The following is a 24783-nucleotide window of genomic DNA, read 5'->3' as shown; positions in this document are numbered from 1 at the left end:
CCTCTCCAGCTAAAGTAACGAGGCCCGAATCCGAGCCTGTTCTTGTGTGGGTATGGACACCCTGAGTGTACGCTTCAGAACAGCCGCAGCAGGTCCTCCACATCGGCGGTCGCCAGACAGACCACCGCGTCGGCCGCCCCGTAGTACAGCTTCACCTCGCCGTCCTCCTCGAGGATCATGCCGCCCGGGAAGATGACGTTGTTGCGGAAGCCTCCGCTCACCTCGTAGTCGGCTTCGGGGACGAGCAGCGGCTCCTTGCACAGACCGATCACCCGCTTCGGATCGTCCAGATCGAGCAGCATCAGCCCGGCCGTGTAGCGCTTCTGCCAGCTCGGCTCCCAGCCGTTTTTGCCGCGCGCCGGATCGAGATCGACCGCATGGAACGTCGTCAGCCAGCCCTTGCGCGTCTTGATCGGCGGCGCGGCGGGGCCGACCTTGTCATTGGCGAACGGCACATGCTCGACGCCGAACAGCAGATCGGAGTTGCCCCAGTAGCGCAGATCCGGCGACTCGGAGATCCAGGTGTCGAAGCGGTCCCGGCCGCCGCGACTGTAGACGGTGAAGGGACGCTCGAGCCGCACGTACTTGTCGTTGATCCGCTCCGGGAACAGCACCATATTGCGCAGATCGGGGCTGGAGAGGCTGAGCACCTCGAACGTCTCGAAGTCGTCGGTGACCGCGATGCCGCCGCGGATGCCGTGCAGCGTATCGACAGCAAAGCACATATAGCAGCGACCGTCGATCACGGTCAGACGGGGATCGTAGGCGCGGACGATCTCCTCGTCATGCATGCGGAAGCATGGGCGCGGACCGGCCTGCCAATGGACGCCATCCTCGCTGAAGGCGATGCCGAGGTCCGTCGTCGAGCCCGGCTCCAGCGTCTGCTCAGTCAGTGAGCCGTAGTCGTTGCGGAATACCATGACATACTTGCCGTTAAACTTGGCGACGCCTGCATTGAAGACGAGCGCCGTCGGATAAGGGACGCGGGATGCGTCCAGCACTGGGTTGGCCGGATGCCGGACGATCCATGGACTGGAGCGGAGCGGTTCGGTTATCGGTTGGATCATATGTACCTCCATTGCGGGTTACTGTTCTTCGAATAATCGGGATTTGGCGAAGCGGTATTCCTTCGGCGTCGTGCCGAACCTCCGCTTGAACAGCCGAAAAAAATAGCTCTGATTGCCGTAGCCGACACGCTCCATGATCCCGTTCACGGTGATGTCGGTCTGCTCCAGCAGGAGGCGGGCCTGCTCCAGCCGCACCTCGTTGATGTAATCGGCGATCGACATCCCCTGGCTGGCCCGGAACAGCTTGCCGACATAATTTTCCGACATCCGTACCGTGTCGGCGATATGCGCCAGATTGAGCCCCATGTCCATGTAGCTGCCCTGGACGATGGCCTTGATCGCCTCGACGATCATCTCATGCTTGCTGTCGGTGCTCGGCGCATGGGTGCGGTGAATCGCCTCGAGCGCTGTATGCAGGACACGGCGGACGTCGCGCAGCGTCCCCTGCTCCATCACGGTGCGGGACAGCTCGCTGTCGTTGATCGCATAGGCTTGCATCCGATGCTGATTCATCTGCTGCAAGGTCTGCTTGAGCAAGAGCAGCAGCTGGAGCACATGCTGCAGGATACAGTCGTAATCATAAGCCGACAGCCGCTCGAGGATCTGATCCAGCGCCTCGCCGGCCTGCGCCAGATTGCCGTCCTGGATGCCGTTCACCCACTTCTTCCTCAGCTCCTCCGGCAGTTGGAAGTCATAGTTGCCGACGTTGGATGCGACCATGGCGGGCGTGATCATCGCCCCATAGCCATACACCATCCGATACGAGAGCTGCTGCACGACCTGATTATGGTACTCGGAGATCGCCCGATAGGAGCGGAAGCGGGCGCTGATCGCACAGCTGATCGAGCGCTTGTAGTAGCCACTCACCACATCCTGCAGCTGCCCGCACAGCTCGAGCAGCGCCTGCTCGCTCTCCTGCTCCTCGCCCTCGCTATTGAGCAGGAGCAGCAACCGCTCTCCCCGCGTGTCGGCGACGCAGCATGCGAACCGCTGCGCGAGGATCTCCTCAGCGATGTTGCCGACGGCAAACATGAGCAGCTGCAGCTCGGAGCCCCGCAGCTCTCCTCCTCGCGAGCCGGGCAAATCCAGCTGGATCGCGACCAGTTGCAGCGGCTTGGCCAGATCGACCGGGCAGCTGTAGTCCCGCAGCGTCTGCTCCCACTCGGCTTCGTTCATCGAGTCGCTGTTCGTGATCAGCCGCCGCAGATAGAACGCCTTCATGATCTGACCCTGGTCGCGCTTCACCTTGCCGATCTCTTCCATCGCCTTGCTGTAGTGCGCCGAGATGAAGCCCCACTCGTCGCGATGCAGGCTGTCGCCCCCCTGCGCGCCGTAGCCTCGGATCAGCTCGAGCGCGTCGTCGACAGGCTTGTACAGCCGGCGGGAGAGGATGAACGAAGCGGCGATCGAAGCGACCAGGAACAGCAGCGTCACGCCTAGACAGATCTGCTTGAGCAGCGTCACCTGCTTCATGATGATCGCATAGTTGTCGACGATGACCAGCTTCCAGCCCATATCGCTGACAGGCAAGGTCGTCACCCGATACTTGACTTCGCCGACCACGGCATCGTAGACGAGCGGCTTGTCGTTCGCCTGCTGGCGCACACTGTCCACCGGGAACGGCGGGATCGCCTGGTCCGGGCTGACGATGAGCGGCTGGTCGTTGGCATCGACGATATAGACCGACGAGGAGGCGTGATTCATGCCGTTGAGCTCCTGGACATTATCGATGATCCAGTCGGGCTTGATGTTGAGCACGAGCATGCTCTCTCCCCGATAGACGTCCAGCGAGTCGTACATGAACACAGAGAACAGACTTGCCGACCCATCCGTCGGGGGCCCGCCGGGATACAGCGGCACCAGCTTCATATTGGAGATGCCTGCCGCATCGCCCTGGATGACGGACTTGACTGCTTCGATTACCTCGTCGGCAGGCGACATGTAGCTGACATCTCCGCCCCCGTAGAACGTATCCGTCACCTGATTGTAGATGAGGATCGAGTGCAGCAACGACGTCGAGCTGACGATTTTGTCGAGCTTTTTGGCCTTCATGAGCGCCTCGATCGTCTCGTTGTCGGCGTAGAACAGCCCGCTCAGGTCATTGTCAAAATAGATCGAGGTCGCCAACGTTTTGATGCTTTCGTTCATGTATTGCAGGTTGTAGGAAATTTGCGCCAAAACCTTTTCGTTCGCTTCCTGCTGCGTCCGCTTGACGATCTGGTCCGCATAGTAAAATACTGTACCGGTAGCGGACAGCAGGAAAACTGTGACCAACGAGACGATTGTCAGCAGTAGTTTTTGGAGGTATTTTCTCGTTCTCAGCTTGGCGCGCATACGATGATCACCCTTGACATGGCGGAGGGCGCCCAGCGCGCCTAAGACGCGCTGAGCACCGCTCTTGCCGTTATTGTTTGGTCTTCAGCCACTCATCGAGCTGACGTTGCTTCTCGGCCAGTATTTTCTCGCTGCCTGCCTTCTTCATCTTGTCGATAAACTCGGGCAACAGCTTGGCCGGATCGCCGACGCCGACGCCGAGCGCCTTCAGGTATTGCTCCTCGACCGCCTTGACGCTGGCGACCTCGGTCTTGATCGCATCCAGGTTCGGGTTAAATCCGAACGTCGCCGGCACCTTGGCGCTCTCGTTCAAGGCTGCGGTCTGCTCGAACATATCGGCAGGCTGGCCTTCGAGCAGGTAGCCGTTCATAATGTTGCCGAACACCCAGTTGGTGAGCGGCGCATACCCGCTGTCCGCGATCAGTTGGATCGTATTGTCGCCGATCTTCGTATAGTGCTTGCCCTCGATGCCGAAGCTGAGCAGATTGTACAACTCGCTGTCCGAGTTGACCAGGTCGAGCAGCATCATCGCCCGCTCCGGCTGCTTGGAGTTGCGGCTGATCGCCGTCATGGACGGCTGTACGCCGGTGAACTCGGCTGGCGTCAGCGGCACGAATACGACCTCCTGGCCGCCGAATTGCTTCTGAGCCTCCGCCTCGCCGCCCGGCTTGAGCGTGACGTCGATGCTTGAGGCCACATTGCCCTTGGCCAGCAGCGTCGAGCGGTCCTTGAGCGTCGCCGCATCCTGGTTGATATACCCCTTCGTATACCAGCGATGAGCCAGCTCCACCTGAGCCTTGTACTCCGGGCTAGCGTAGATGTCGAACAGCTTCATCGAATCGTCGTTGCGATAGTACGAATAATTGCCGTTGGAGTAGATGCCGTCGACATCCGGGATCATAAAGTTGGTGTTCGTGCCGAACGGGATGATGCCTTCCTCCTGCTGCAACAGCTGGTCGAAGAACGGCTCCAGATCAGACAGCTTCTTGATCGACGCGACATCGAGATTATACTTGTCCACGAATCGCTTCTGGATGACGACGCCAGCCCGCTTGGCCGCGATCTGATAGTTCGGGACCGCATAGAGCGCGTCGCTCAGACGCACATCGTCCCATACGAACTCCGGCATGCTTGCTTTAATATGCTGGCCATGCGCGTCCAGCAGCTCGGTCACATCGAGGAAAGCGCCCTTGGAAGCGTTTTTATTGTAGACGAAGCTCCAGTTGGACGTCCAGACCAGATCGACGTCGCTTGCTCCGGCGGCGAATACGGTGTTCAGCTTTTGCTCATAGTCGCCGAAGTCCACCGGATTCAGCTTCACCTTCGCGTTCAGCTTGTCCATCGTAATCTGGTTGACCGCTTCCTCGACCGACCTCAGATCCGTCTGCTCGCTTGGCTGCGGATAATACCAGTTCAGCGTTACTTCCTCGAGCGAAGCGCCCTCGCCTTCGTTGGTTGTCTGGTTGGTCTCCTTGTCCGGATTGGCCGGCGTCGGGGCCGCTGTCGTCCCCCCGCCGTTGCTGCTGCATGCGCCGAGGAGCAAGACAGCGATCATACCTGTGATGACGGTCAGTTTTCGTTTGTTTTTGGTGTTCAAGACCAAAACCCTCCCTGTATTAGCTTCATTATAATAACTGGACCGGTACTCGCCTAGCGTTCGATTTTGATCACGGCCGCAGCCGGTCCAGGCGTTGCCTCGGTCTTAGATACCCCTGAGCGGGTGTGCAGACACGCCCTAGCCCTTCAGCGCGCCAACCGTCAGACCTTTGACGAAGTAGCGCTGGAAAAACGGAAAGACAAACATGATCGGGCCGGCGACGACAATCGCCATTGCCATCCGGATCGACAGCGACGGGAATGCCGTCATATCGATGCCAAGCGAGCCGACGAACTCCTGATTGACCGCCAGGAAGTCGATCGTGTTCAGGATGCGCACGAGCAGCAGTTGCAATGGCACGAGCCGATTGTTGTCGATGAACAGCATCGCGTTGAACCATTCGTTCCAGTAGCCAAAAGAGATGAACAGTCCGATCGTCGCCAAGGCTGGCTTGGCAAGCGGCAGGATGATGGATACGTATGTCCGCCACTCCGATGCGCCGTCGATACGCGCCGACTCGACGATCTCATGCGGGATTTTCATCAGGAAGCCCTTCATGACCATGACATAAAACGGACTGAGCAAGCCCGGGATGATGAGCGCCAGCAGACTGTCCTTAAGATGCAGATACTGGGTCATCAGGATGTAGAACGGCACAAGACCGCCGCTGAACAGCATCGTGAAAAAGACATAAAATGTCGTCGCGCCAGCATAACGATAATCTCTGCGCGAGATAACGTAGGCGATTGACGAGGTAATCATGAGGCCGCCAAACGTGCCCGCCACGCACACCAGAATCGTCACGCCGTAGGCGCGCAGCAGGATGCCCGGCGCATCGAAAATATACCGGTATGCCTCCAAGCTCCACTGCTGCGGCCAGAACTGATAGCCATGCTCGATAATCGAACGCTCCGATGACAAGGACACCATGACGATGAGCGCCATAGGCAGGACGATAGCCAGCGTGACGACGATGAAGAACAGATTAATGCCGAGGCTTGTGAGCCGCTGCGTCGTTGTAGTCGATTGCATAGTCTCCTCCTACCATAACGAGTTGTCCGGATTGATCTTGCGAATGATCGCATTGGCGGAGAAGACCAGGATCAGTCCGACGACCGACTGGTAGACGCCGACCGCAGACGACATGCCGATGTCGCCGATCATGCGAAGCGCTCTGTACACGTACGTATCGATGACATCGGTCGTGCTGTAGATCAGTCCCGAGTTGTTCGGGATGAAGTAGTGCAGACCAAAGTCGCCTCTGAACATCTGACCGATCGAGACGATCAGCAGGATCAGCACGAGCGGCGTCAGCATCGGCAGCGTAATCCGAAGCGCCATCTGCAGCCGGTTCGCCCCGTCAAGCTTGGCCGCCTCGTAGTAGTCGCTGTCGATCCCCATAATGCCGGCATAATAGACGAGCGCGGAGAAGCCGACGGTCTTCCACAGATGGACGAGATTAAGCAGATATGGCCAAGGCTCAGGCTCGAAATACCAGTCTCGGCTCTGCAGGCCGAGCCACGCCATGATCTGGTTGGCAAAGCCGTTCTGCTGGTCGAGGAAGGCGTACGTGACGTAGCCGACCACGACCCAGGACAGAAAGTGAGGCAGGAACATCGCGGTCTGATAATAGCGGACCCATCTGCCAGTAATCTCGTTCATCAGCAGGGCAAGCAACAGCGCCGCGCTCGTGCCGATGAGGATGTAGCTTGCATTGTACAGCACGGTGTTGCGGGTAATGATCAGCGTCGCCTCCGACGCGAACAGGAACTCGAAGTTCTTGAAGCCGATCCACTCGCTGCCCGCAATGCCCAGATCGTAGCGGTAGTCCTTGAAGGCTACCACGATGCCGGCCATCGGAATGTAGGCGATGATGAGCAGATACAGCACGCCGGGCAGCGACAGCGTGAACAGCGCCCGATGTTTCATCCACAGTTTCCATTCCCGCCCGATTCGTCTCATAGGGTCATCTTCCTCCTTCTCGCTGACTTTCTCGTATCAGCTTGCGACCCCATTGTGCCCGATCATCGGCGGTTTTGGATACTGTACAATCAGTGCTTTACTCTACAAACCCGCACCACAGCTGGATTTTATGGCTGATCGGCCTCATAGAATCGGAACCAATCGATATTGCCCGCTCCACCGTTGGCAAAATACAGATAGACGTCATGCTCGCCGGAGATGCCGGTCGGCAGCGTCAGATCGACGCCTTGCACCGTCATCGTGCCCCAGTCGCCCGTGCTCGCCACGACGAGCGAGCCGATCGTCGTCCCGGTCGGGCTATCCAGGCGGACCTCGATCGTCTTGCCCGCATATTGGGCCGGAACAGCGACGCGAACCTCGAACCGATCCGGGCCGGATGCGCCGAAGTCGAGGCGGCGATATCTCGCCCAGCTCGACGGCGTCGTGCCGCCGATGATCGTCGAATATTTGGTCAGCCCATGCACCTCATCCGCCGACTCGGCCTGGATGCTGCTGTATGGATCGCGCACCGGGACGATGATCGCAGCGCGGAAGGTCGCCATCGCGGATTGCAGCTCGCTCGTCGCCGCATTCGCTTGCTGCTGCGTCAGCTGCGTCGCCGCCGCATCCTCCGCCGTCTCGATTGCCGTCTGCAACGCAGCGGCCGCCGATGGCGGATATTGCCCTGGCGCAGTGCCGACGACAGCGGTGCCAAGCAGCGTCTCAGCCTCCGCGATCGCAGACGTCAGCGCCGTTGTGTCCGCCTCTTCATAGAAGCGGAACCAGTCGATATTGCCCGCCCCGCCATTGGCAAAGTACAGATAGACATCATGCACGCCAGTGACGTCGCCATTCATCGACGCCGATTGCGTCTGCATCGTCGACCAGCCGCCGGTGCTCTGGATCGTCATCGTAGCGATCGTCGGTCCGGTCTGGCTATCCAGCCGCACTTGCACCGTCTTGCCTGCGTATTCCAGCGGTACGGCTACGCGCAGCTCGAACTGCGCCGGGCCGGATGCGCCGAAGTCGACGTCCTTGTAGCTCGCCCAGCTCGACGGCGTCGTGCCGCCGATGATCGTCGTATACTTGGTCAGTCCTTGCACGACATCGGCCGACTCGGCCTGGATCGTCGCATACGCCTGGCGCGGCTGGATGACCTGGATCGTCAGCGATCCGGTCACCGTCGTCCCCTGGATCGTCGCAGAGGCGCTGATGACGGCTGTGCCATAGCCGGTCGACGTTACCGTCCCTGTCGCATCGACGGTTGCGACCGATGTATCGCTGCTGTTGAAGGCAACGGAGCTTAGCGGGATGTCGATCGTCGTACCGGCTGCTGTGACGCCCTCCGCCGTCAGCGATGTCGTCTGACCGCTTGCCCATAGCCGTTCGGTCGGTGCAGTCAGACGCAGGCTTGACCATTGCAGCGGTGCCTCCTGCAGCGCGACCTGGGAGAATACCGCTTCGGTCGGCAATGAGTCATGCGAGAATACGGCCAGACCAGCCGTCAACGGATGCGTCGACTCCATCGTTGCCCTGCCGACCTCGGTCCATACGCCGCCACGCTTGTAATAGCCGATGTACGTATCAGCTTCCTTAGTCAGCTTGATCTCCACAGGCAGGCTGACCGTCGGTCCCATGATGAAGCTCGTGCCGGGATGGTCAGCGTTGCGGTACGTCAGGCGCAGCCCGCCGCCCGGGATGACTCGCAGGTTGACATTGTTGGCCGAGGCCGACGTGCCGTCGCGGAACATCAGACCTGCTGCGGCATCCTTGTCCGTCTCCACGAGCGAGTGCAGCTTGGCGCCGATCGATACGCTCGACTCATCGCCCGTCGGCTCGGCGTCGCGATACGCATAGCTGAACGAGTCCGATGCGCCCCAGATGTTGTCGCCGCTGCTGATCAGCTTGGTCGGCTCGCCGCCGCTCCATTGCGCATACCCTTGGGCCGTGCCAAAGGTCGTCACTTGCCATGGGGACGGCACGGCTGGCGTCGTCGCCGGGAAGACGACGGTCTCGCCGACCGCCGTCAGTGCGACGCCATCCAGCGTCACGGCGATCGATATCCGGGCACGCCCCTCGGCGACAGCCGTCACCTCGCCCGCTGTCGTGTCGACGCTGACGACGCCGCCCGGCGTCGCCGAAGCGGCCAGCGTAGCGCTGCTCAGGTCGGCAGCCGTACCGTCGGTCATCTGACCGCTGAGCGTATAGGCTGCCGTGTCGCCCTCCGTCAGCACCGGCTGAGCCGTAAGCTGGACCGAGCCAAGCCGGCTTGCGCGCACCGAGATCGGCATTTGCGCAGTATACGTCTGCCCGCCTGCAGTATAGGTCGCCGTGATCGTCGCAGAGCCTGCCGCCTGCGCCTCGACGACACCTGCGCTATCCACGGTCGCGATACCCGGCGCGTCGCTGACGAAGCTTACATCGCCATTGTTCAGCACCTGCCGGGCCCCGTGCAGAGTGGAGGCGATGGTGCGAAGACTGGCCTGCTCGTCGATCTCCAGCACCGTTCGGCCGCTCGTCAGCCCGATCGCCGACAGCTCATCATCCACGAGCACATCGAACGCTGCACTCACGATGCGGCCGTCCAGCTCGACCGTTGCGGTGATCCTGGCGACGCCGTTGCTTACGCCGGTGACGACGCCGCTCGCATCGACGGTCGCGACAGCCGTATCGTCGCTGGCGAAGCTGATGTCGGCGTCGGTCAGATCCGCAACATAGCCGGTCTCTGTACGCCCGAGCAGCTGCAGCGCTGTTGTCCCCGATGCAGGCATCGACGCATAACTGCGATGATCTGCCGTAGCGATATAGAGCCGATCGAGCGGATCGCTCGTCTCGGCATAGCGGAACGTGTCCGTCAGGCCGATGCTCGCATAGTCGATATCCTGCCATCCCAGCGTATAGGCCGGCGACAGATAGCTGAGCCGATAATCGGCTTGCGCCGGATTCATGAACAGCGGAGCAGCAACCTGCGAGGCAGCATCATAACGTCCATGCTCGTAGGCGAGCCATTGCTCCAGGTAAGACACGCCCGTGACGCCCGTGACATTGTACTGGCCGGAGGCATTGTAGAACAGATTATCGTCCGAGCCGGCCAGCCGGGTCGGCGTCCAGTCGTTGAAGGTATACAGTGTGTTGCCGTTGTTGTACAGGATATTGCCCTTGTACTGAGCCGCTCCGCCCGCTGCGGGCGAATCGCCATAATTGCCCGAGAGTCCGATGACGCCGCGCTTGGCGTTCGGATTGTCGGCGACGACATTGCCGATAATCCGGTTGCTCGTCCCTTTGACGCGGATCGGACTGTACAGCTCGCCGTCGCCCTCTACCTGCAGGTGATCGATCACATTGTAGGCGATGATGAAGTCATCCGAGTGGTCATCGAGGTAGATGCCAAAGCCGAATGAGAAATGGATGCCGCTATGGTGCAGACGGTTGTAGCGGATCACATTGCCGAGCCCCGCACCCCACGCCTCGATCATGCCGGTATCCTGCGAATCAGTGTTGACGTTGTACACCTCGTTGTATTCGATGATATTGTTTTTGGAGTTGGCGAATTCCTTGGCATTGGCGGCCGTGACGACGATGCCGTCGATCGTCTTGCCGATAATATTGCCCGGCGTCATCCCCTTGAGGCTGATCGCATACCGCGGCGCCTCGTGGATCAAATTATGCGACACGGTGTTGTCGCCGCTGCCGACGAGCTGGATGCCTGCGCCATGTCCGACCAGTTGGCCGACGTCGCGGATATGATTATTGGTCACCGTGTTCTGCTTGCTGATATACGGATGGGAAGCCCAGGAGCTGGCAGACTGAATCTGCACCCCCGTATGTCCGATGTTATAGATGAGATTGCCGCTGATCGTATGCTGCTGATTCCATCCGAATAGATACATCGCATGGATGCCGCCGTTGCGGATTACATTGTCCGACACCTCGATCGAGCGGGCGTTCTCCATATAGATGAGACCATCCTGCGCATTCGGGGCAAAATCGCTGTCCTGCAACGTCATGCCAATCCAACGGATATGCTCCACCGGCGTCGTCTGGCTGCCGCCCTTGAAGGCGATCAACCGGCTCATTGCCGGCGCAACGATGAGCTGATCATCGATCGGAAGCGCTTTCGGTTTGTAGTACACTTTGCCTTGGGCATCGTCGAGGTAAAACTCGCCCGGCTGATCCAGCAGCTCCAGCGCGCCTTGGATATAATATCGCGCGCCCGGTCCGAGCGGGTAGGTAGCCGGCGATTGCAGCGCGACAGTACGCGTCGTATAGTTGATCGACTGCACGCGCAGCGTATCCGATGTCCAACTGATGCCGTCGCCCGGCCAGATGAACAGCTCCAGACCGGCAGTGGTCGTCAGCGTCGGCAGATCGCCCGCAGCAAAGCGGAACTGCTGCGCCGGCTCGGTCTCAGCCTCCTCGGCGACCGTCAGATAGCCTTCTCTCGGCTCGCCTTTGTCGGGATAGCGAGCCTTGACGGCACGCTCGCCGTTCTCGTACAACGTCTGGAAGCGTAGGCTCCCGACCTCGGCGCTGTAAATGCCGCCGCCGACACTCTCCCATCCCGAGAGCGGTGCGCCGCCGATGATCGTCGGCGTCTCGCCGGGATAGCTGCGATACGTGATCGTGTGGCCGTCCCGACCGGAGTCGCGCTCGTCGAACACAAGCATCGAGGATAGCGGGTATTCGCCGCCGCGCACATAGACGGTGATATCCTCGTCCATTCCGTCCGCGATCAGCAGACGGACCGCGTCTCTGGCCGCCGCGAGCGAGTGGAATGGCGCAGCCAACGTACCCTCCTCAGCGCCAGCGGCTGACGACGATACATACAGCTCGGTGCCAGGGCTGCTCGCCTTGACAGTTAGGACGATGATGCTTGGCGCGACGAGGCTGACCATCACAGACAGTACAGTTAGCGCGCATAACATCCAGGTTGACTTGCGGAGGAGCGTCTTCAGCTTGTTCTTGTTGTTCACGTTACCCTTCCCCTTTACGATGGTAGTGGTGGACTCGGACCGGATAGCGTCGCTTGCGGGGCCGGCCTTCTGCGCTTCCCTCCCTTCTGCCACTCTCATACTAGGTCAGGGGCTTGCAGTAGAGAAACTGTATTATGTGACGATCGCTATACTCGAGCGGCTGGGGGCAAGGTCGGATTGTACAGTCAAGCGTCGGCCTGACGTAGTCGGTAAGCGTGGGGCGGCGTACCGTACTGCTTTTTGAACAGGCTGTAAAAATGACCTGTACTCTCGAACCCGCACTCCAGCCCGATCTCCACAATCGGGAGCGACGTAGCCGCCAGCAGCCGCTCGGCATCGGCAAGCCGCAAGCCGTTAATATACTGAACAGGCGTCATCGCCTTATGCTTCTTGAAGGCTCTGCACAGATAGGCGTGAGACTTGCCGGAGAGTCGAACCAGCGCCGGTACGCCCTCGATGTAATGCGCCTGTCGCTCCACTGCCTCCGTCAGCTCGGTCAGCCAGGAGGGCGGCTGAGCTGACGCAGCCGCGGCAACGCCTGCGACGGCGCTCGCAGCGGCGTTCATGGCAACAGCGATGGAGGCCTCCCCATTACCTTTCATTCCGCTGACCACGCGGGATTCCACAGGAGAGCGCGGCGCAGGAGCTGTCGATGCAACGGCTGCTCGCGGCAGATAGTGCGCGAACAGCTCGGCGAGCAACGCCCTCGTCTGCGCTCGCATGCCAGACTTGTCAGTGCGCTCGATGGAATGGAGCACCCCCATCCGGGCATGCAGCTCGTCCGTCTCAGCCTGTGACAGCAGGATGGCCGGCGGATCTTCACGTCCCAGCAGCAGGGCGCGCGGGATGCCGTCGCCCAGATAATCGAACAAGTCGTCCAGCATCCGTTTGTAGAAGGACAGGTTGAGCAACTGACAATCCCCCTCCTCCGTTCGCTCGTAGCAATGTACGTCCCGGTCTCGGATGAAAACGAGCGTATTCGACTCCAGCCGCTCCCGCTCGCCGTTAATGTTATGGACGACACTGCCATGCAGCACTAGGAACACCTCAAAAAAATCATGGGTATGGCGACCGCTCGTCTCATCCACGGAATTGAGCCGCCGACAATGCGCCTCGGCCGCCGGGTCAATGCCAACGCTCGCTTGCAATTGGGGAATCGTCATCTGTTGGTCCTCCGATCCTTGTGGCATTCGTTCTTGCTGTCAGGTCAAAATAACGGAATCGCGGTCAAAATCGGATAAGACGGAAGACGGGCCACTCGTCTACTATGGAAGCGAAAGAAGTACTATTACTTGTTCAAGAGGAGACTTTTACTCATGTATGATTTGGCTGCACAACTGCGACGCTTCCAGTCCGACACGGTCTACGAAAGCGCAAAGCTCACCTTCCATGGCGCCGATGACTTCGATGTGTACAACATCTCCGTTCCGTTTGAATGGAATGGTCGTCGTTACCTGTATGGCCGACTGGAGCGACGCTCGAACTGGGCGCGCTCCTGGGTCCGACTGTTCGAATGGCAGCACGACGATGTATGGGCAGCGGTACCTGAGGCGATGCCCTACCAGCTCGAAGACCCGTTCGTGTCGCGGATCGGGGACGAGCTGGTGCTCGGGGGCACGCATGTCCGCTTCAGCAAAGGAAAGATCGACACCGTTTTCGGCTACTTTTATCGCGGACGCGAGCTGACTGACCTGACCTACTTTACGACCGGGCCCGCAGGGATGAAGGATATTCGGTTGGTCGAGCTGCCGGGTGGACGGATCGGCGTCTTCTCCAGGCCGAAGGGCGAGGACATCCGCAGCCGGTACGGGAGCCTCTCGCTCGTCGGCTTTACGATCATCGACCGGCTGGAGGAGCTGTCTGCCGAGGTCATCGCGTCTGCGCCTTACATCCCCCATCTGTTTGGTCCCGATGAGTGGGGCGGCTGCAATCAGGCTTATTATCTCGACAGCGGGCTGATCGGCGCGATCGGACATATCGGACATGAGACGCGGAGCGCCGAGGGCGAGCTGCTGTGGGCGTATCATAACCTGTCCTTCGTCTTCGATCCGACGACGCTCGAGTTGCACGATGTCCGCATCATCGGCACTCGCGCTTCCTACCCGTCCGGTCCGGCCAAAAAGCCCCGGCTCGCCGAGTGCGCCTTTGCCGCAGGCATCGTGATGCGTGCCGATGGCAAAGCCGAGCTGTACAGCGGACTGGGCGATACGGAGACGGGCCGGATCGTCATCGACGATCCGTTCCGCGAGTTCGGCCGCATCGTCGACTTCTCCAAGGTCGGCGACTGAGCGATATGCTATAATGCCCTTATCATATCAACATTGCATTGTCGACGATAAGGGACAGGATTAAGATCTGTCGGCAAAAAAAATGAGAGGTGTCCGGGTGACTATGCTATCGATCTCCAGTCTGGCGCGGCTCGAAGTGAAGTGGGCCAATGTCCATCGGGGCAATGACGGCTTCTATGAGAAGTGGCATGCCAACCCCTACTATGAGCTCATCGTCGTCACCGACGGTCCGATCTATCTGCAGGTGGAGGAGGAGCGGCTAACCGTGCACGCGGGCGAATGCCTGTTCCTGCTGCCATGGCAGCGCCATTGCGGTTGGAAACCAATCGACGAGCACAGCGGCTTCTTCTGGGTCCAATTCGCCATCGATCCAGAGCCGCTGCTGTCGCATTCGAAGGATGGTACAATCGCCAAGACCGCCCCGCCTTTGCCGGAGTTCTCCTCCGGCGAGCTGCGCACCACAGCCGCCAACGGCGTCCCACTCTGGCTGGCCGCCCGCATGGAGACGTCGCGCCGCTTCGAGATATCGCTGCTGCTGGAGCAACTCGTCGCGGAGCTGCGGCGCCCGCAAGCCTACTACCAGCTCCGTCTGGCGATCAAGCTGTGGACGGTGCTCGAGCTGCTCGCCAGCGGGCTGCTGCAACAGCATTATGTCGATCCTGCCTTGCCTGGCTCGTTTGTCTTGTATCGCCGGATCGTCAATATCCTGGACGAATATTACGACAAGGAGCTGACAGCCAGCCAGCTCGAGGAGCTGATGGACCGCAAGTATGAGTACCTGTGCTCCATCTTCAAAAGGTATGCGGGCCTGACGATGACGACCTATGTCCAGCAGCTGCGTATCCAGCGCGCCTGCCGCCTGCTATCGGCCAGCTCTCGTACCATTAGCGAGATTGCCGCAGAGGCGGGGTTCCAGGACCCTTCGTACTTCGGTCGGCTTTTCAAGCGACATGTAGGCGTCACTCCGCAAGCCTATCGCAACCGCCATCGCCCCGACCCGCCTCAATTATGAGAGCGTGTCGGGGTAATGATTTTTTTTGAAAAGCTTGCACTTTATTAAACGCGCATCATCTATCGCCCGACTGCCACTCGCTCTCCAGCAGCGCATAGAAATATTGATCGCACCATTGCTCTTTCCACTGAAGCTCTTGTCGGAAGATGCCTTCTCTTTGCATTCCCACTTGCTCCATTAATCGTATAGACCTCACATTATGAGCGTTGCACATGGCAACAACCTTGTGCGCCCCCAGCGAACGAAAAGCACAATCCAGGAGCAGTGCGACAGCTTCAAGCCCGTAACCGCGACCCTTCGACTCTATATATTTAATGTCATTAATATTTAATGTCCTATCAGTCAACACGGGCCGGGCGACCTTCTCCTCCCGCAATTATACCGTGCAGCCCCATACAACCCGAGGTAGTTAATGATATTAATGAAGTATGGATTCCCTCATCTCCGCTCTTGCCTGGATCAGCCATTCATGGACCAGCTTCAACTGGTCGCGCTGCGACCATACATGATCGAGATAAAGCAGCACAGCCTCGTCGAGCTGCCCCTCCTCCACCTTGGCTCGGATCGCCGCCAGTTCGGGATGCTCCCCGGGCAAGTCCCAGGAGATCTTGTCCGCGATGAAGAGTACCTTGTCAAGCTGCGAAGCGCCAGGCTTCAATGTCGTGTGGCACTCGATTGCCGAGAGGATGTCTCGGTCTGTAATGCCAAAGGCGCAGGCCGCCATCGTCCGCGACAGCTTCTGATGGATAATACGAGGATAAAGGCGCTCCTCCGGAGCGACCTCGACGGACAATTGCGCAGCGACTGTCAGCATCTCGCCCACAGGGATCACATTGCTAATATCATGCAGCAGCGCCGCGATCTCGGCTTGACGCGCATCGACGCCGAACCGACCGGCGATCCGCTTTGCTTCAGACGCCACCTTGAGGACATGATCCAGCGTCTCCTCGTCGCCATGCGCACGGAAAACCGCAGCTATATCGGTTTCCAGGATACCCGTAAGCTCCACAGTAATATAAGTTTTAAACGCTTGATTCATCTCATAACCTCGCTTATGTAAAAGTATCGAAGGACGCATTGCCGGCTTTAAAACCGGCATGCATACGCTCCACACTCGTAATTAACGAGGCGAACCAAGCTTTCGTTTCAAAAATCTGGATTTGCTATCCATTTCGGAATAGGCGCGCCATGCTGTGTCCTCAATCACGTTTCAGATCCAGATTTGGCCTTACAATGGATAGGATCTTATTGAAGGACTAGGGCTAAAAGGGTACGAACATTTGAAGTCATTCTCGTTACTGCGTGGAGGGGTTCTACCATGAAATATTATATCCCGAATCAACACGGCGCCTGGTCGATGCTGGCGCTGCCATTTGTCTATGGACTGATGGTCACGAAGATTACGTGGTTGCATCTGCTGCTGTTCGTCTGCTGGCTGCTCGTCTATTTGTTCAGCTTCCCGCTGCTGCAATGGGTGAAGACGAGGCGGGCAGAGCGTTATCGCAAGCCGGTGCTCGTCTACGCCGCGCTGCTCGTCCCATGCGCCGCTGCGATGATCATCGCCAAGCCCGGGCTGCTCTGGTTCGCCTTGCTCTTCCTGCCACTCTTCGGAGTCAACGCGTACTATGCGAGGAAGCGTCGGGAGCGAGCGCTCATCAATGACATCGCCGCCATCGTCTCGTTTTGCCTCATCGTGTTCCCTGTGGTGTATGTTGGGGACGGCGATTCATGGCGGCTGGCAGGGTTGTTATTCGCTCTGGCGCTGCTCTACTTTATCGGAACCGCTCTCTATGTCAAGACGATCATCAGGGAGAAAAACAACCCTGTCTACTACCGCGCCTCCATCCTGTACCATGTCGGCTTTGTCGTCTGGGGGTTGTTGTTGCCGTTCGCAGTCCTTCCCTTCCTGTGCGTCTTGCTGGCCCGCGCCGCCATCGCGCCAAGATTGGGGCTGACGGTCAAGCAGACGGGCATCCTGGAGATCGTCTTCTCCGCGATGATGGTCGCTGCCGGGCTGGGTGCGATCTAGCCTATCCCTGTACATTGTCCTCAAGCTGCCTACAGGTTGCCTACATGACCGTTTTCGCGCATACTAGAGGATAAGGGAGAGATGAATACCTATTGAATACAGCTCATATCAGCACAACCTGCACTGGCGGTGTCATCGTTACCCAGCTTACAGGGCGCATCACTATTGCTGATGTCGCTGCATGGTTTCAAGGGTTTGAAGCCGCTTGCCAGTCCTTCATCGCCGAGGGACGGTCATACAAATTGCTGGTCGATCGCCAGGGCTACACGCCCGACCATTTTTCCGTTCAAAAGGAATGGAAAGACAAGTTTTTCAATGAGACGTTATTGAGCCACAGCGCAGCCATTGCTTTTGTTATGGAAGCAGGGGAAATTCTCACGCACTTGCAGCAGTCCAACACGAAAGAATCGGTGAGGTTTTTTGAGGCGCATGATGAGGCTATAGCGTGGTTGAATGGATATTCAAGCGAATAAGATGAACTGTACCCGTTGATCGGAATCAACGGGTACTTTAATTTTTTAGGTAAATTTTGGGGTAGATGCAACTAACATACAGGAAAGCGGCACCAGGAGTCAGATCCACCGCTCCCTCCTACACGCTTCCCCTCACATACTCTGACGGGCTCTTGCCGGTAATCATCTTGAACACCTGGCTGAAGTAGGTCGGGTTGTTGAAGCCGACCATCTCGCTAACCTCGTAGATCATGTGCTGACCGGACTGGAGATAGTGGATCGCCTTGCGGACGCGGTAGTTGTTCAGATATTGGACGAAATTCTGCCCAGTCACCCGCTTGAATAACTGGCTCAAGTACTTCGGGTGAACGAACAGCTCGGCGGCGATCGCGGCAAAGCTGATCTCGCGGCTGTAGTGCTCCTCGACATAACGCTCCACGCAATCGACCAGCCGGTTGCCGCGACGGCCCGACAGCTCCTGCGTCATCTGCTCCAGCCAGCCGCAGATCAGCCCGTCCAGCCAGCCGGTCAGCCGTTCGAGGCTAAACTGCTGCTGAATCTCCTGCAGGAAGCGGCTCATCGAGCAAGGCGGCTCCTGCTGCGGGAAAGCATCATTCCAACTGAGCATGAGCGAGCTGAACAGGCTGACGCAGATCGTCTGGACGTCGACCATCGAGCCGCCGGACTCGCCGCGCAATCGCTCATGCAGCTCGCGCCATAGCTCTCGCACCTTCTCCGGCTCGCGGGCCGCGACGGTCTCGCTCCACCGCTTCAACAGCGAGCCGTACCGATCGAAGTCAGTGTCGAGCTTGGCCCACTCCGTATACGGATGGACGCGGCTTGCCCCCAGAAACTCTGCTGCCTCCAGCGCCGAGCGGCTTTCCAGGTACGAGTCGATGAGCTCGTGCAGGCTGCTGCGGCTAGCGCCGATCCCGGCCACCGCCTCGATCTTCAGCAGCGCTGCGATCTTCTCCGTAGCGCTCAGCGCGAGCCGCTCGGCGAGCTCGGCTAGCCGTTCCGCCTCATCCTCCTGATCTGCCGTCTCTATCTCCCCAGCCTGGCCTGTATCCTTTGTATCCTCTGTATCCTCTGTGTCCATCAGCAGCAGAACGAACAGATTATCCGAGTCATTCACAAGATCGCCCTGCACCGACGTCCCCGTCGTCATCTCTTGCAGCAGCTCGCGCAGCATGTTGTCTGCTCCGAACCTCAGCAGTTGCCAGTCCCGCTCGCCGAGGCGGACGAGCAGCGCCGGACGGGTGATCCGCAGACTGACTGCTATTGCCTGTCTCGGCATCCGGATACCGAGGAAGGCGAGCCGCTCCTCATCCAGCTCATGGCTCTGGTAGCGGGTCGTCAGCAGGTCGTACAGGAACTTCTCCCGCAGGTAAGGCAGCATCCGGTCCAACTCGTGACGATAGCGTTCCTCGAGCCGTCGCTTCTCCTCTGCTGTGTCCAACTCCTGGACGATCTCCTCCAGCACGGCTTCGATCTCGATGACGCTGGCAGGCTTCAGCAGGAAGTGATGCACGCCGAACCGCATCGCCTGCCGCGCATGCTCGAACTCGTCAAAGCCGCTCAGGATGACGATCGGCAGCTCGGCGTCCTCGGCGCGCAGCGCCTCCGCCAGCTCCAGTCCGTTCATCCCCGGCATATTGACATCGGTGATGATCAGCTCCGGCCGCACAGCCAGGAACTGCCGATACGCCTCCTCGCCGTCCGCAGCTGTACAGACGACGCGCAGCTGCAAGCGCTCCCAGCCGACATGACGGCTGAGCGCATCGACGATATGAGATTCGTCGTCGACCAGCATGACGGTTCTCATCGATTATTCACCTCCAGCCATTGCTGCAGCTGCTCCTCGGTCTCGATGACCGGCAGCCGATAGGTGGCGAGTACGCCGCCTGACGCGCGATTGGTCAATTGCAATCCGTAGTAAGCGCCGCAATACAGCGCGATCCGCTGATGCACGTTGCGGATGCCGATGCCCTGCGCCTGCTCCATATCCCATCCCTCCGGCAGCCCTTGCCCATTGTCGCACAGCTCCAGCACGATAGCGGGAGGCTGACCGGGGCGGCTCTGTTGCAGCCGCGCCGTCAGCTCGATGACGAGCGCAGCTTCCGGCTGCTGCGGCTTGGCGTAGAGGACGGCATTTTCGATGAGCGGCTGAAGGATGATCTTGGGGATATAACAGCCGCCCAGTTGCGGAGCGATCTGCTCGTTGTAGACGATAGAGAATGGCAGGCGCTCTTGCTGGATCCGTACATAACAGCGCGCATGCTCCAGCTCGTCGCGCAGCCGGATGAAGATCTTGCCGCCGCTCAGACCGATCCGCAGCAGCTTCCCGAGCTGGGTGATCATATAGCTGATGTCCTTGGCCTGATAGTCCATCGCCCGCCAGTGGATCATATCCAGCGTGTTGTACAGGAAGTGCGGCTTGATCTGCGCCTCGAGCAGACTGGTCTGGGCGTCGCGCCTCGCCTTGCTCTCCCGCTCCGTCTCCTCGATCGACGTCCGAAGCTGGCTGACCATATGGTTGAAGCTATAGGAGAGCTGCTCATATTCCTCTGTGAAGCCGCTTGCTGCACGCGCGCCAAAGTCGCCGCGCTCGAGCCGCCGCATCTCCATCATCAGCCGCCGCAGCGGCCGGATCATCGCCGAGACGAACAGATAAGTGAGCAGCACCGACAGGAGCAGGATGAGCGCACCGAGTCCAAGCACCATCCAGCCCGCCTTATCGGTCGAGGCGAGCAAGACGCGCGTCGGGATGAGCTGGACGAGCCGCCATTGTACAGAGCTGGGCCTGGAGTAGAGCGCCAGCGTCGACTGGCCATCGATTCTCATCCTCTCATAGCCGCTGGACCCCGCAGCATGCTCGCGCAGCCAGCCTAGATCCGGCCGGTCCTCGGACGCGCTGGAGTCGGCATGGACCGCAGCTACGATACGGCCCGCCGAGTCGACGATCATCACCTGTCCATCCATCGCCATCGGGAGGTCGGCGAAGTGGCTGAGCACAGCCTGCTGCGACATCCGGACGACCAGATAGCCGACCGTCCGTCCCTGACTGTCGAACATATGCTGGGCGTAGCCGATTAAGGCGTCGGACGAGGCGCTCTCCAGCTCCGAGATCCAGACGGCGTCGGCTTGTCGCAGACGGGCGAACCAGCGCTCGCTGGCGATCGTTGCTGTCGGGTAGACGAGATCGGTGCCGCTGTACGGCAATCGATTGAACAGATCGCTATAGATCTCGATCGAGCTGATCTCGTTATTCACGACCAGCGTATGATGGAGCAACTCGGAGATCTCGCGGCGTCTGACCAGCGTGTCGTAATCCGACGCCGGACTCTCCTCGAGCCGCTCCTTTACTTCCTTGTTGCTGATGACCGAGTACGCCGTCCGTGTCATATTGGTCATAAAGTCGAAGCCGCGGCCCGAGCTCTCGTCGAGCAAAGCCAGTCGCGCCCGACTAATCTCCGTGAAGGTCACCTCGGAGAAGGATCGGTAGGCCAGCAAGCTGATCGCCAGCAGGAACAGCAGATTCAACGTGAAGAAGCAGGCAATCATCAGCGTCGCCAGCTTCCGCCGCCGCCCGCTCCTTCGTCTCTGGTACCACTGGTATATTCGCTTCATCCGTCAACACCCTCGCACGTGGATTTAGCCTGAGCTTACCCTTTTAGGCCGGATGTGGCAATCCCTTCGACGAAGTACTTCTGGCAGACGATGAAGATGATGAAGCAAGGGACAAGCGACAGCACCGACATCGCGAACATCGGTCCCCAGTCCGACTGGGAGCTGGAGTCGAGGAACAGCCGCAGGCCGAGCGGCACTGTGAACTTGGCGACATCGCTCAGATAGATGAGCTGGCTGAAAAAGTCGTCCCACGTCCACAGGAAGGTGAAGATCGTCGTCGTGATGAGCGCCGGCACCGACAGCGGGATGATGATCCGCCAGTAGATCTGGACCGGACCGCAGCCGTCGATCGTCGCCGCCTCGTCGAGCTCGCGCGGCAAGCCGCGGATGAACTGGACGATGAGGAAGATGAAGAAGGCGTCTGTCGCCAGCCATTTCGGCGCGATCAGCGGCAGGAACGAGTTGATCCAGTTGAGCTGATTGAAGAGGATATATTGCGGGATCAGCGTCACGTGATGCGGCAGCATGATCGTCACGAGCATCAAGGCAAAGGCGACCGCCTTGAAGCGGAAGCGCAGCCGGGCAAACGCGTAAGCGGCCATCGAGCAGGAGATGACATTGCCCAGCACCGCTCCGGCGGAGACGAGCAGCGAGTTGCCCAAGAACAGCGGAAACGGTTGGCCCTGGATGCCTGTCCAGCCCGAGCTGTAGTTGCTCCATACCCACTGGCCCGGCCATAGCCCGATCTCCGAGAAGATCATATAGCCCGGCTTAAAAGAGCTGCCCACCATCCACAGCACCGGGTATAGCATGATGAAGGCGATGCCGATCGTGACCGCATGCTTCAGCCAGATCGTCCCGCGCAGCGAATCCGTCATCTCTATCTCCCCCCATCCTCATAATGCACCCATGCCCGGCTGGAACGAAACACGAGGAATGTAAACAAGCCGATCAGCGCCAGCAGCACCCATGCCATCGCCGAGGCATAGCCCATCTGGAAGAAGGCAAAGCCCTTCTTGTACAGATAGAGCGAATACATGAGCGTCGAGTTGAGCGGTCCGCCGGTACCGTTGCTGATGACGAACGCTTGCGTAAACGACTGGAACGAGGTGATGACCTGCATGACCAGGTTGAAGAAAATGACCGGCGTCAGGATCGGCAGCGTGATGCTGACGAACTGGCGAATCTTGCCCGCGCCATCCACCGACGAAGCTTCATAATAGTCGCCGGAGATCTGCTTGAGCCCCGACAGGAAGATGATCATCGAGGAGCCGAATTGCCAGACCGACAGCATGACGATCGAATAGATCGCATACTTCGGATTGGCTACCCAGTCGGGAGCATGGATGCCCAGCTTGAGCAGCACCTGATTCACCAAGCCGTCGCCGCCGAGCATCTTGCGCCACAGCATCGCGATGGCGATGCTGCCGCCGAGCAGCGACGGGATGTAATAGACCGTGCGGTAGATGCCGAGACCGCGCATCCCCTTGTTGAGCAACAGCGCCACCGCGAGCGCGAAGACCAGCTTCAGCGGCACCGAGACGAAGACATAGGTGAAGGTCACCTGCAGAGACTTCAGGAACAGCTTGTCATCGACGAACAGCTCTGTATAGTTGGCCAGCCCTAGCCAGCGGGGCGCCTCAAGGACGCTGTAATCGGTCAGCGACAGATAGAGCGAGGCCGCCATCGGGCCGAGCGTTAGCAGCACCAAGCCGATCAGCCATGGACTGAGGAACAGCAAGGCTGCCCAGCCCTGCTGGCGGTTCGCGCGGATGCGGGCTCGTCTCTTGGCGAGGCTGGGGGATACTGCGGCTACAGGTTGCGAGTGATCCATAGATGTGTATTCTCCTTTCGGGTGCGGCCGCACCGAGCGCTGCGGAGCCGCAGCACCGCAACGCCACAACAGTGCTGCTTGATGCGATCATGCGGCCGCGCGTCGTTCAGTTGCGATCATCAGAAGATAATTAATGACATTAATTATTTTTATTTAATGTCATTAATTATTTTGTTTTGCCGAGGATCTGGTTCGCGCCAGCGATGAACTCGTCGATCGCCGCCTCCATCGTGCCTTGCTCGAAGGCGATTTGCTCGCTTAACGTTTTGAAGCTTTTGTCGATCTCCGAGAAGCCTTGCGGATAAGGCGGGTCGATGGGGCTCGCGTCAGCGGATACCGTGTCGATGAAGCCGAAGATCATCTTCTCTGTCTCCGACAACGTATCGGTCAACGTCTCCCTGATCTTGGCGTTGACCGGCACGCCCCGCTCCGAGCCGAGGATTTTCGCCGCTTCGGGGTCATTCACCAGGAAGTCGATAACCATCGCCACCTCGTCCGGATGCTCCGTCTTGCCATAACCGGAGATAAACAAGCTTGGCTTCAGATACTCCCCGCTTTTCGCCTCATCCTTGCCATGCGGGATAACCTGAATTCGGATATCGTCGTCCTGATTTTTCATACCGTTCTTGAAGGCCGTGATCTGATTGGACCAGAGGAAGTCCATCGCTGCCGTCCCGACGGCGAGCGGACGCGTCTCCAGCGCATTGGTCAGACTGGCTGTCGCCTCCGGCGAGGTGATGCCCTGCACGGGACGCAGCTCCTTCCACATCGTGAACCAGTCGGTCAGCTCTTCCTTGGTCGCGCCGAGTCCGCCATCCTCGAACATCGCGTGTCCGTGCTGACGCACCATAATCTCGAAGATGTTGAAGACGCCGGAGTTATCCGCCATGCCGACGAAGCCGTCGCCTTTCTCCTGACCGATCTTGGCCGCGATCGCGCTAAATTCGTCCCAGGTCCAGTCCGGTCCCGGATCGGGGATGCCGAGCTCCTTGAAGACCGTCGAGTTATATACGACGCCCGGCGCATTGACGCCTAGCGCAACTGCATAGAGCTTGTCCTCGATCGAGCCCGCTGCGATCATGCTCGGATCGATATCCGTCGTAGCCAGACCGCCATTGGTCGTATACGGCGTCAGATCGAGCAGCGCCCCGCGCTTGGCGTAATCGGTCAGGAAGGCATAGTCCATCTGGATGAGATCGGGGGCATTGGAGCCTGCCACCTGGGTGGACAGCTTGTCGAAGTAGCCGTCCCAGCCCGAATATTCTGCCTTGATCTTGATGCCAGGATGCTTGGACTCGAACAGCTCAAGCGCCCGCGTCGTCAGCTCATGGCGGGTTTGCGAGCCCCACCAGGTCATGCGCAGCTCGATCTGCGACTCCCCTGCGCCTGACGGCGTCCCCTCGTTTGTCGTGGCTTTGTCGCCAGGCGCGCCGCCGCAGCCCGCCGTGATGAGACTTAAGGTAAGACATGCCGCTGCTACTAATTTCGCTTTTGCCATCATTAGCCTCCTACAAATTGAGATTAAAGTCATCCGTTGTATTGTAAGCGATTGCAATTATATTGTAGACGAAAACTGCTCGCAGTTTAATAAACGATAGTAAGGTA

Annotated in this window: 17 protein-coding genes and 1 pseudogene; 4 read left to right on the top strand and 14 right to left on the bottom strand. The window is 59.2% G+C overall.

Features of this window, described 5'->3' with window-relative positions:
- Positions 1–74 precede the first annotated feature (74 nt).
- From PA598K_RS00555 to PA598K_RS00525, 7 genes are all read right to left on the bottom strand, one after another.
- A complete protein-coding gene (locus PA598K_RS00555) occupies positions 75–1067 on the bottom strand; it encodes a glycoside hydrolase family 130 protein (RefSeq protein ID WP_128654979.1) in 993 nt (330 codons plus the stop codon).
- An 18-nt stretch (positions 1068–1085) separates the two neighbouring features.
- Positions 1086–3401: an AraC family transcriptional regulator gene (locus PA598K_RS00550; RefSeq protein WP_128654978.1), complete on the bottom strand. Its 2316-nt coding sequence runs from the start codon at positions 3399–3401 to the stop codon at positions 1086–1088.
- 70 nt (positions 3402–3471) lie between these two features.
- Complete coding sequence (locus tag PA598K_RS00545) at positions 3472–4998, bottom strand: ABC transporter substrate-binding protein (RefSeq protein ID WP_128654977.1); 1527 nt, start codon at positions 4996–4998, stop codon at positions 3472–3474.
- A 138-nt stretch (positions 4999–5136) separates the two neighbouring features.
- Positions 5137–6030 (bottom strand): carbohydrate ABC transporter permease, encoded by an 894-nt coding sequence (locus tag PA598K_RS00540; RefSeq protein ID WP_128654976.1) that lies wholly within the window; start codon positions 6028–6030, stop codon positions 5137–5139.
- A gap of 9 nt (positions 6031–6039) precedes the next feature.
- Complete coding sequence (locus PA598K_RS00535; RefSeq protein ID WP_128654975.1) at positions 6040–6960, bottom strand: ABC transporter permease; 921 nt, start codon at positions 6958–6960, stop codon at positions 6040–6042.
- Positions 6961–7088: 128 nt separating this feature from the next.
- Positions 7089–11933, bottom strand: a complete 4845-nt coding sequence (locus PA598K_RS00530; protein WP_185601392.1) for a carbohydrate-binding protein — start codon at positions 11931–11933, stop codon at positions 7089–7091.
- 185 nt (positions 11934–12118) lie between these two features.
- Complete coding sequence (locus PA598K_RS00525) at positions 12119–13096, bottom strand: AraC family transcriptional regulator (RefSeq protein ID WP_185601391.1); 978 nt, start codon at positions 13094–13096, stop codon at positions 12119–12121.
- A 153-nt stretch (positions 13097–13249) separates the two neighbouring features.
- On the opposite strand from PA598K_RS00525, the gene PA598K_RS00520 reads away from it, so the two are divergent.
- Both PA598K_RS00520 and PA598K_RS00515 read left to right on the top strand, forming a co-directional pair.
- On the top strand, positions 13250–14221 hold the full coding sequence (locus PA598K_RS00520; RefSeq protein WP_128654972.1) for a DUF1861 family protein: 972 nt from the start codon (positions 13250–13252) through the stop codon (positions 14219–14221).
- Between the two features lie 103 nt (positions 14222–14324).
- Positions 14325–15233 (top strand): AraC family transcriptional regulator, encoded by a 909-nt coding sequence (locus tag PA598K_RS00515; RefSeq protein ID WP_260405207.1) that lies wholly within the window; start codon positions 14325–14327, stop codon positions 15231–15233.
- 169 nt (positions 15234–15402) lie between these two features.
- Here PA598K_RS00515 and PA598K_RS38945 read toward each other — a convergent pair.
- Positions 15403–15582, bottom strand: a pseudogene (locus tag PA598K_RS38945) (GNAT family N-acetyltransferase); the annotation flags it as partial.
- Between the two features lie 69 nt (positions 15583–15651).
- The gene (gene yqeK, locus PA598K_RS00505; protein ID WP_128654969.1) at positions 15652–16272 is read right to left on the bottom strand and encodes a bis(5'-nucleosyl)-tetraphosphatase (symmetrical) YqeK; all 621 of its coding nucleotides are present in this window, start codon (positions 16270–16272) and stop codon (positions 15652–15654) included.
- A gap of 279 nt (positions 16273–16551) precedes the next feature.
- Here yqeK and PA598K_RS00500 point away from each other — a divergent pair, with 279 nt between their 5' ends.
- A complete protein-coding gene (locus PA598K_RS00500; RefSeq protein WP_128654968.1) occupies positions 16552–17262 on the top strand; it encodes a YwiC-like family protein in 711 nt (236 codons plus the stop codon).
- Positions 17263–17354: 92 nt separating this feature from the next.
- Entirely contained in the window at positions 17355–17735 is a 381-nt protein-coding gene (locus tag PA598K_RS00495; RefSeq protein WP_128654967.1) for an STAS/SEC14 domain-containing protein, read from the top strand.
- Between the two features lie 118 nt (positions 17736–17853).
- On the opposite strand, the gene PA598K_RS00490 is transcribed toward PA598K_RS00495, so the two are convergent.
- From PA598K_RS00490 to PA598K_RS00470, 5 genes are all read right to left on the bottom strand, one after another.
- Positions 17854–19539, bottom strand: coding sequence for a response regulator (locus PA598K_RS00490; RefSeq protein ID WP_128654966.1), 1686 nt, complete (start codon positions 19537–19539; stop codon positions 17854–17856).
- Complete coding sequence (locus PA598K_RS00485; RefSeq protein ID WP_128654965.1) at positions 19536–21344, bottom strand: cache domain-containing sensor histidine kinase; 1809 nt, start codon at positions 21342–21344, stop codon at positions 19536–19538. The genes PA598K_RS00490 and PA598K_RS00485 overlap by 4 nt, the downstream gene beginning before the upstream one ends.
- A 35-nt stretch (positions 21345–21379) precedes the next feature.
- Positions 21380–22222 (bottom strand): carbohydrate ABC transporter permease, encoded by an 843-nt coding sequence (locus PA598K_RS00480; protein WP_128654964.1) that lies wholly within the window; start codon positions 22220–22222, stop codon positions 21380–21382.
- A gap of 2 nt (positions 22223–22224) precedes the next feature.
- Positions 22225–23178 (bottom strand): carbohydrate ABC transporter permease, encoded by a 954-nt coding sequence (locus PA598K_RS00475; protein ID WP_128654963.1) that lies wholly within the window; start codon positions 23176–23178, stop codon positions 22225–22227.
- 166 nt (positions 23179–23344) lie between these two features.
- Entirely contained in the window at positions 23345–24676 is a 1332-nt protein-coding gene (locus PA598K_RS00470; protein WP_185601385.1) for an ABC transporter substrate-binding protein, read from the bottom strand.
- Positions 24677–24783 lie beyond the last annotated feature (107 nt).

The organism is Paenibacillus sp. 598K (assembly GCF_003851045.1).
In the GTDB taxonomy this organism is placed as follows: Bacteria; Bacillota; Bacilli; order Paenibacillales; family Paenibacillaceae; genus Paenibacillus_D.
This window is presented reverse-complemented; position numbering and strand designations above follow the sequence as displayed.

Excerpts from the sequence above, each read along its gene's own strand:
- PA598K_RS00535 (WP_128654975.1), bottom strand. The coding sequence starts at position 6,960 with ATGAGACGAATCGGGCGGGAATGGAAACTGTGGATGAAACATCGGGCG.
- PA598K_RS00480 (WP_128654964.1), bottom strand. The coding sequence starts at position 22,222 with ATGACGGATTCGCTGCGCGGGACGATCTGGCTGAAGCATGCGGTCACG.
- PA598K_RS00475 (WP_128654963.1), bottom strand. The coding sequence starts at position 23,178 with ATGGATCACTCGCAACCTGTAGCCGCAGTATCCCCCAGCCTCGCCAAG.
- PA598K_RS00520 (WP_128654972.1), top strand. The coding sequence starts at position 13,250 with ATGTATGATTTGGCTGCACAACTGCGACGCTTCCAGTCCGACACGGTC.
- PA598K_RS00485 (WP_128654965.1), bottom strand. The coding sequence starts at position 21,344 with ATGAAGCGAATATACCAGTGGTACCAGAGACGAAGGAGCGGGCGGCGG.
- PA598K_RS00470 (WP_185601385.1), bottom strand. The coding sequence starts at position 24,676 with ATGGCAAAAGCGAAATTAGTAGCAGCGGCATGTCTTACCTTAAGTCTC.
- PA598K_RS00540 (WP_128654976.1), bottom strand. The coding sequence starts at position 6,030 with ATGCAATCGACTACAACGACGCAGCGGCTCACAAGCCTCGGCATTAAT.
- PA598K_RS00500 (WP_128654968.1), top strand. The coding sequence starts at position 16,552 with ATGAAATATTATATCCCGAATCAACACGGCGCCTGGTCGATGCTGGCG.
- PA598K_RS00550 (WP_128654978.1), bottom strand. The coding sequence starts at position 3,401 with ATGCGCGCCAAGCTGAGAACGAGAAAATACCTCCAAAAACTACTGCTG.
- PA598K_RS00490 (WP_128654966.1), bottom strand. The coding sequence starts at position 19,539 with ATGAGAACCGTCATGCTGGTCGACGACGAATCTCATATCGTCGATGCG.
- PA598K_RS00555 (WP_128654979.1), bottom strand. The coding sequence starts at position 1,067 with ATGATCCAACCGATAACCGAACCGCTCCGCTCCAGTCCATGGATCGTC.
- yqeK (WP_128654969.1), bottom strand. The coding sequence starts at position 16,272 with ATGAATCAAGCGTTTAAAACTTATATTACTGTGGAGCTTACGGGTATC.
- PA598K_RS00525 (WP_185601391.1), bottom strand. The coding sequence starts at position 13,096 with ATGACGATTCCCCAATTGCAAGCGAGCGTTGGCATTGACCCGGCGGCC.
- PA598K_RS00515 (WP_260405207.1), top strand. The coding sequence starts at position 14,325 with ATGCTATCGATCTCCAGTCTGGCGCGGCTCGAAGTGAAGTGGGCCAAT.